The organism is Pseudoalteromonas sp. S1727 (genome assembly GCF_005886375.1).
Classification (GTDB): Bacteria; Pseudomonadota; Gammaproteobacteria; order Enterobacterales; family Alteromonadaceae; genus Pseudoalteromonas; species Pseudoalteromonas haloplanktis.
In genome coordinates, this window is the sequence record NZ_PNDT01000040.1 from 26,256 (window position 1) to 32,288 (window position 6,033).

Here is a 6,033-nt window from a genome sequence, read left to right on the forward strand (position 1 = left end):
CAACTACATTTAGGCTGCTGCTAAAAACCTGAAATATACTTATAAAAGAGGGAGTAACGGAGGGGTTCACCTAAACGCTGGTTAAAACATTAAACACCTTAACCAAAGTTCCGATTCAATGTGGTTGTGTATTAGGATTTTTCTTTGGTACTCATAAACTGTTTAAATTGCTTTATAGGCATTGGTTTACCGTATTTCCAGCCTTGACCAAACTGCACACCTGCTATTTTTAAAATAGCTTCTTGCTCTTGAGTTTCAATGCCCTCAGCAACACAGGTGTAACCAAGTTTGCTCACTAACTCCATAATATAGGGGATCATTGAAGCCTTTAATCCAGCAGTCGCAATATCTTGTACAAAGGTGCGGTCAATTTTAAGTTGATGAAAACTTAAATTTTGTAAGTTAGCTAAATTCGAGTAACCCGTACCAAAGTCATCGATTGATAACGTAAACCCCGCATCGGCTAAACTTTGTAAGTGGCCGTGGGCAATATTTGAATCAAGATACTCATCTTCGGTGATCTCTAAACAAATACTAAATCGGGACGCTAACAATCCAGGCATCTGTATCAACTCTGACAATTTACCTTGTTGAACATCATAGGGGAAAATATTTAACGAGACTTTAAAGCCATCAGGCAACTGAGACGCCTCACTCAATTCATCTAATATGGTAATAACCATTGCTTGGGTAAATACCCAAGTTTGTTGATGCTTACGAATTAAGGGAATAAATTCATCGGGAGTAAGCATGCCAAATTTGTCTTTAAATCGTGCTAAGACTTCACACCCTATCACCTGCTGAGTTTGCAAATCTATGATGGGTTGGTAAGTCCAATAAAAAGACTGATGATACAAACCTCGACGCACCCTACGCCATGTTGAACGTTTGGTCGCCATATAATAACTTGCCAATAAGCCCGCTGATAAGCCCGCTAACACACACAATGCAAGACAGATTAAAAACAGCATACTTTTTTGGCTAATGTACTCCCGCCACGGGGAAAATACCGCAACACAATAATTCGGGGTCACTTGACTACACACCACTAAGCTCTCATACGGCAGTACCATTGAGGAACTTATTTTTTCGTACAGGCCTTCGACTCCAGTCAAGTGGTTAATCGTTTGCTTAGTTTTGAAAAATACCTGCCAATTTTTAGCGCGCACGCTGTGCAAGTCAATTTTGGCGGGTTGAATAATAGCGTTGTAATTATGTTGGCGCACAATAATAGCCTGCATGATGCGCTCAGGAAATAAAATCAGAGAAAATGCAGGAGCGAACCTAACTCTGACACCATCACGCTCGATATAATCAGGCGCTTTATCGTTGAGTGGCGTTGCAAGTAAACCGTTTCCCGCTGTGCAAACTAATTTATCGTTTTTAAAAAAGCCAATATCGATCAAATAAGTGGCATCAAATAATGCTCTTCGCATAGCCAATAATGTGGTGTCATCGCATTGTGTATAATTTAGCGCATTTAAAGCTGACAGTAACTTTTCACGTTCTGTATCAACAGCCTCAACATGATTGATTAATAAAGCTGCATCCGCTTGTATTTGATAGTTTAATCGCTGTCCCGCTAAGATAGCCATAATAACAACACCAAAAATACACACCAGAAAACCGACTAACCCTGCAAACAATGATTTTTGTTGGTACTTTTTCATGAAGGCTACGTCACTATCCCATTATTGTTGTTATTATCGTATTTTGAAGTTTAGGTTAATTGGTGAGTTTTAGCTATACTAGCTTTTAAGTAAATAAAATTTATTCGTTTAAAATCAAATTCATTACCAAATCAGTAACAACTAAAAACAATACTTTTGGGTTAATATCAAAACAATACAAAAACAATACTTTTTTATTAATAACAATAATAAGAAACGACCTTCTACCGCTTCTGCCTAGTGTAATTAACACTTTGATTTAAATTTAAATATGTTAATTTATCGACTATATCAAGTTGGCTATTTCTGAGAGCGGTATGAGTAAAAAAAATCATTGGACATTAAAAAGCATCGCCAAAGAACTCGGCGTTTCAAATGCCACAGTTTCCAATGCCTTTAACCGCCCAGATCAACTATCAAAAAGCCGACGCGAGTCAATCTTAGCCGCTTGTAACGAGCTTGGATATTTTGGACCAAATAAAGCAGCACAATCATTACGCCGTGGTAAATTTAATATTGTCGCACTGGTACTCCCCGACAGCATTGAGTATATGGTGTCAGACCCTGTTGCCAGCAGTTTTATGCGTGGCGTGGCGTCCATACTCGAAAAAGACGGTATCAATCTTTTATTATTTTCGGGTAACAGCGATAGTCTAAATAGTGTCATTGATTTTGTTGATGGCTTTATTTGTTATGGTCGCCCGCGTAATCAATCATTAGTCGAACAGCTAAAAACGGTGCCTAAGCATGTGGTTACTGTTGATTTTGATATAGATAGAAATGCCTCAGTTAATATCAATAATGAGCAAGCAAGCTACGAAGTAGCAAAACATGCTTTACACAATAAACACGATCAGGTTGCAATACTAGGGCTGCGTTTATTGGATGAAAACGTACTGTGCCGTGTCTATGATCACCATGAATGTGAGGCCGGCCAATCTATAGCTCACCAACGTTTACGTGGTTATCAAAAGGCACTAACTGAGCTTGATATTCCCATTGCAGAAGACCGCATTTGGAATATTCCTGAAAGTAGTGAACGCTTTGCAAGTATTGCAGCTAAAGAAGCTCTTTGTAGCTTACCTCGCCCTAATGTAATGCTGTGTATGAGTGATTTAATAGCCCTTGCAGCAATGCGTGAAGCTTTGAAGTTAGGTTTAAAAATACCCGAGGATATTCGGATCGTTGGATTTGATGGTATAGATGAAGCACAACGGTTTGTTCCCAAGCTAACCACTATCCACCAAAACAGTGAAGAAAAAGGCGCTTTAGCCGCCAATTTATTTATTACTAAAGAAGAACAAAAAGCACTTATTAACTACGAGTTACAATTAGGCCAAAGTGGCTAATAAGTGCCTTAATTAAACTAGCTTAATAAATCGCTTAATGATGTGGTTATTTGTTCGTTTTCATTTTGCTCAATGATTAAAGCTTCGCGGCTTTCGAAGTTAACTTTGAGCTCTATTGCTTGCTCACCTTGCTGCCATTTTAGGCTACAGCAATTACCACTACCTGCAACATTAAACTCTCCGTTAAACGCACTGCGCGTATTACGGATAGTGATTAATTTTAGCAATCCTTGTACAACCGGTTTGGTCAGTGACTGGTCAATAATATTCGCATCTAAATAAGGACGGTTAATATCACGACCGACATTAGATGTTGCCAGCAATTCCATATCGTTTTCACACGCGAAAAGTCCGCCGTAGTAGACCTGAGGTACACCTGGTGCAAAAAATTGTATGGCACGAGCTAGCAGATAATCAAAGTCACTTGTGCCTAATGCATTATAATACGTACAATTTACTTGGTATAAGTCGACATTGCTGGCAGCTGCGCCTGTTGCTTGACGACTTTGATCGTGACTATTTGCATGAATCGTCTCAACCAAGTTATCTATTTGTGCTGCATTTAGTAGCCCCGCTTTATCACCCATTGGCCCTGCATCTATGATGCCTATACCATCATGGGTATCCAGAACCGTTAAACAGTTTCGAGGTGAAATTCCTAACCATTTCACCAACGCGTCACTGTTGTTGGTAAATAAACTATGTAAAATTAGCGGCGGTAAGGCAAAGTCGTAGACCATGTTCACACGTTTTGCGACTTCAACCTGAGTTTGATAATGGCTATGGATCTCAGCAATTGTTTCCATCCCCAATTCATTCGCTTGAGCTGAAAGTTTATCCAGATAATCAAATGTTTGATCAAGCATAAAGCAATTGGTACCCGCTTTTTTTATCGCATAGCCTGCTGCATCTAACCGAATAATATTTACGTTATTTTGCGAAAACTTTGTCAACACATTATCTAAATATGCAATCCCCGCACTAGACTTAACATTTATATCGATTTGATTGTCGGTAAACGTTGTCCAAAACTCATACGTTTCCCCGTCTTCACAGGCTATTGGCGTGAAGCAACTACCTGGGCGCGGGCGATAAATAGCTTGTTGTTCAGCGTCGCTCATACCTTTAGGGAAAACATCTTCTTTTGTTAAAAACAAATCCCAATAAGCTGATTTTTTGCCATTTTTTAGCACGTCTTTAAATTGAAAAGATTGCGCTGACACATGATTAACAATCAAATCAGCCATCAAATCATACTCTTTACCTAGAGTTTGAATGTCTTGCCATGTACCAATACGCTCATCAACAGCGCTATGATCAATTGGGTCAAAACCGGCATCACTGCCATCAATCGGGTTATAAAAAGGTAATAAATGCACCCCACCAAAAACGCCTTCAAGGGGGCCATTAAGTAAGTCAGTTAAAGCGTTAATGTCTTTACCCGTAATTCGATCTGCGTAAGTGATCAGTTGAACTTTATTCTTCATCATGTGTAAATACCAAGTTGAATCTTAATCGATTAAGATATATCTTTAACTACGAAACCAATTTTTACAAGAAGTTTTTACAACTTTGATACAAAGACGGGCTAGTTAAACTATGATTTAGTAATTAATCTATTGAGTTAATTACTAAAATGCTTAACTACCTGACGAGGATATGAAAATGAACAACACACACACACTCGTTAGCAATACATCATTGCAACACATACGCTGGTTAACATATATGATGTTTTTTATGTTTGCCATGACCTCAGATGCGGTTGGCATGATCATCCCAGAGTTAATAAAAGAGTTTAATTTAAGTATGACACAAGCAAGTGCATTTCATTATGCACCTATGGCCTTAATAGCCTTAAGCGGCTTATTTTTGGGATTTTTAGCCGACAGTTTTGGACGAAAACAAACCATCATGCTTGGCTTATTCATATTTTCTATTAGTTGTTTTCTGTTTGCGATAAGCAGTAGTTTTATTATCTTCGTGATACTTTTATGCCTTATTGGTTTGGCCATCGGCCTTTTTAAAACGGGCGCTTTAGCTCTGCTCGGTGACATATCACACAGTAACAATGAACACACTAAAACCATGAATAAGGTCGAAGGTTTTTTTGGCATCGGCGCTATAGTGGGCCCTGCTTTAGTCAGTTTTTTATTAACTCAGCAAGTCAGTTGGACATACTTGTATATTATCGCTGGTGTTATGTGCTTAATCCTCGCAGTACTGGCATGGCGTGCAGAATACCCGCCCGTAGTTAAAAGCGCAGAAAAACCGACCTCATTTACCACAACCATGAAAATGGTTAAAAACCCTTATGCTTTGGGCTTTTCACTTGCTATTGCATTATACGTTGCAACCGAAGTGGCTATTTATGTATGGATGCCAACTCTATTAGCTGACTACACTGGTTCTTGGACCTTAATGGCAACGTACGCTTTAACAATTTTCTTTATCTTACGCGCTGCTGGTCGCTTTATTGCCGTTTGGCTGCTTAATCGCTTTAGCTGGCAAAGTGTTATGGTTTGGTTAAGCTTAGGGATTGCCCTTTGTTACGTGGGTACATTGATTGGGGGAGTGAATGCAGCAGTCTTGCTATTGCCTCTTTCTGGCTTGTTTATGTCTATGGTCTACCCAACTCTTAACTCAAAAGGTATTTCATGCTTTGCTGTACAACAGCATGGAGCGGTTGCAGGGGTTATCCTCTTTTTTACGGCCCTTTCAGCAGCATTAGCCCCCTTATTTATGGGTATGATCAGTGACATGTTTGGTCATGTAAAATATGGCTTTATTCTCGCTACAGGGTTCGCCGTATTATTATTTATAGCCATGCTGTATAACTATTTTAAAGATCCTTCGGCAGCGGCTTTGCACCAAATCAGCTCCGTAAAAGAATAATTTGATGTAAAAAGCATCAAATAAAATGTCTTTAAAAACAATATTAGTTAAGAAAAACACGATTTATCAGCAAAAAAAAGTTGCTTAATGTAAAAACTTTGTTATTTTTACTTAATCGA

Annotated in this window: 4 protein-coding genes; 2 read left to right on the forward strand and 2 right to left on the reverse strand. The window is 38.8% G+C overall.

Translation table 11 applies throughout. From position 1 onward, the window contains the following. Positions 1–131: 131 nt before the first annotated feature. On the reverse strand, positions 132–1,670 hold the full coding sequence (locus CWB85_RS11045; RefSeq protein WP_016707058.1) for an EAL domain-containing protein: 1,539 nt from the start codon (positions 1,668–1,670) through the stop codon (positions 132–134). A gap of 317 nt (positions 1,671–1,987) precedes the next feature. Between CWB85_RS11045 and CWB85_RS11050 the strand changes: the two genes are divergently transcribed. Next, the gene (locus CWB85_RS11050) at positions 1,988–3,019 is read left to right on the forward strand and encodes a LacI family DNA-binding transcriptional regulator (RefSeq protein WP_016707059.1); all 1,032 of its coding nucleotides are present in this window, start codon (positions 1,988–1,990) and stop codon (positions 3,017–3,019) included. A 17-nt stretch (positions 3,020–3,036) separates the two neighbouring features. Here the strand turns inward: CWB85_RS11050 and gtfA are convergent, their stop codons facing one another. Then, on the reverse strand, positions 3,037–4,509 hold the full coding sequence (gene gtfA, locus CWB85_RS11055) for a sucrose phosphorylase (protein ID WP_016707060.1): 1,473 nt from the start codon (positions 4,507–4,509) through the stop codon (positions 3,037–3,039). A 175-nt stretch (positions 4,510–4,684) separates the two neighbouring features. Here gtfA and CWB85_RS11060 point away from each other — a divergent pair, with 175 nt between their 5' ends. Further along, entirely contained in the window at positions 4,685–5,914 is a 1,230-nt protein-coding gene (locus CWB85_RS11060; RefSeq protein ID WP_016707061.1) for an MFS transporter, read from the forward strand. Positions 5,915–6,033: the final 119 nt, after the last annotated feature.

Coding starts and splice junctions, on each gene's coding strand:
- CWB85_RS11050 (WP_016707059.1), top strand. CDS start 1,988: ATGAGTAAAAAAAATCATTGGACATTAAAAAGCATCGCCAAAGAACTC.
- CWB85_RS11045 (WP_016707058.1), bottom strand. CDS start 1,670: ATGAAAAAGTACCAACAAAAATCATTGTTTGCAGGGTTAGTCGGTTTT.
- gtfA (WP_016707060.1), bottom strand. CDS start 4,509: ATGATGAAGAATAAAGTTCAACTGATCACTTACGCAGATCGAATTACG.
- CWB85_RS11060 (WP_016707061.1), top strand. CDS start 4,685: ATGAACAACACACACACACTCGTTAGCAATACATCATTGCAACACATA.